This is a genomic window from Gluconacetobacter asukensis (assembly GCF_014174375.1).
Classification (GTDB): domain Bacteria; phylum Pseudomonadota; class Alphaproteobacteria; order Acetobacterales; family Acetobacteraceae; genus Gluconacetobacter; species Gluconacetobacter asukensis.
In genome coordinates this window covers 1-1,209 of sequence record NZ_JABEQE010000051.1, presented here as the reverse complement: position 1 = coordinate 1,209, position 1,209 = coordinate 1, and the positions used below count along the sequence as shown (strand labels likewise).

At 62.9% G+C, this 1,209-nt stretch carries 1 protein-coding gene; it reads left to right on the top strand.

Annotation, left to right across the window (positions count from 1 at the left end; genetic code table 11):
• Window positions 1-212 precede the first annotated feature (212 nt).
• Window positions 213-1,193 (top strand): IS110 family RNA-guided transposase, encoded by a 981-nt coding sequence (locus HLH35_RS19660; protein ID WP_182980739.1) that lies wholly within the window; start codon window positions 213-215, stop codon window positions 1,191-1,193.
• Window positions 1,194-1,209 lie beyond the last annotated feature (16 nt).

Below are 1,209 nucleotides of genomic sequence, written 5' to 3'. Positions count from 1 at the left end.
CAGGCTTGTCTTATGCATTCCGTGTCGCTGCGTGCGACAAAGGACTGATTTTTCCGGGGTGGCCACCCCGGAAAAATCAGGAAGGGGACGGGTCGGTGACAGGCAGACCGTGATGGGTCGGCTTGAGAGTATGATCGCCCCTTCTTTTCCTTGTGCCCTGAACGGATACCCGAGGGTCTGGCCTCGGATGACAAGCATAGGACATGGAAAAGATGACGCATCCGGCCACGGCTTCCAAGCCCGAACTACAGCCTACGTCGATCACGATCGGGATCGACGTCTCCAAGGATCATCTCGACGCGGCCCGTCACCCCGGTGGAGAGACCGTACGCGTGGCCAATACCCGCAAGGGCCAGACCGCGCTCCTGCGCTGGATCGGCGACATGAAGGCCGTCGCGCGGGTGGTATTCGAGCCGACTGGCCCGTATCACCGGCTGCTGGAGGAACGTCTGGCGTCCCTGGGCGTGCCAACGATCAAGGTCAACCCGCGGCAGGCGCGCCGTTTCGCCGAAGCTACCGGCAGGCTCGCCAAGACCGATCGTATCGATGCGTTGATGCTGGCGCGCTATGGCGCGCTGCTGGAGCCGGTCGCACGCCCGGTCCGTTCAGACCTGCAGAACCGCCTGGCCGAACTGGTCGCAGCCCGCCGCAGCCTGATGCGAGACCGGACGGCAACGATCAATCGCCTCAAAACCCTGACGATCGATTTGCTGAAACGCCATGGCCGGCATCGTTTGCGGCAGATTGAAGTGCAGATCGCTTCTCTCGATGCCGCCATCGCAGCGTTGGTGGCAGAAGACCCGCACCTGGCTCGCCGGCGGGACGTGCTGGCCAGCATCCCAGGTCTTGGCCTGATCACGGCCCACGCGCTGCTGGCCGACATGCCGGAACTCGGCACAATGGAGGAAGGCCAGGCTGCCGCTCTTGCCGGCCTCGCCCCGATCACCCGCCAGTCCGGAACATGGCGGGGAAGAAGTTTCATTCAGGGCGGCAGGGCTGCCATCCGGCATGCACTCTACATGCCAGCCATCGTCGCCATGCGCTTCAATCCCGACCTCAAGCAAGTCTACGACCGACTGACCACCATGGGAAAGCACGCCAAAGTCGCCATCACCGCCGTCATGCGCAAGCTCGTCATCCTCGCCAACGCACTCCTGCGCGATGATCGAACATGGGCTCCAAAAGCCGCTTGATCACAACGGATACTCT

What these genes read in the sequence shown, in the direction of transcription:
- HLH35_RS19660 (WP_182980739.1), top strand. Translation starts at nt 213, where the DNA reads ATGACGCATCCGGCCACGGCTTCCAAGCCCGAACTACAGCCTACGTCG.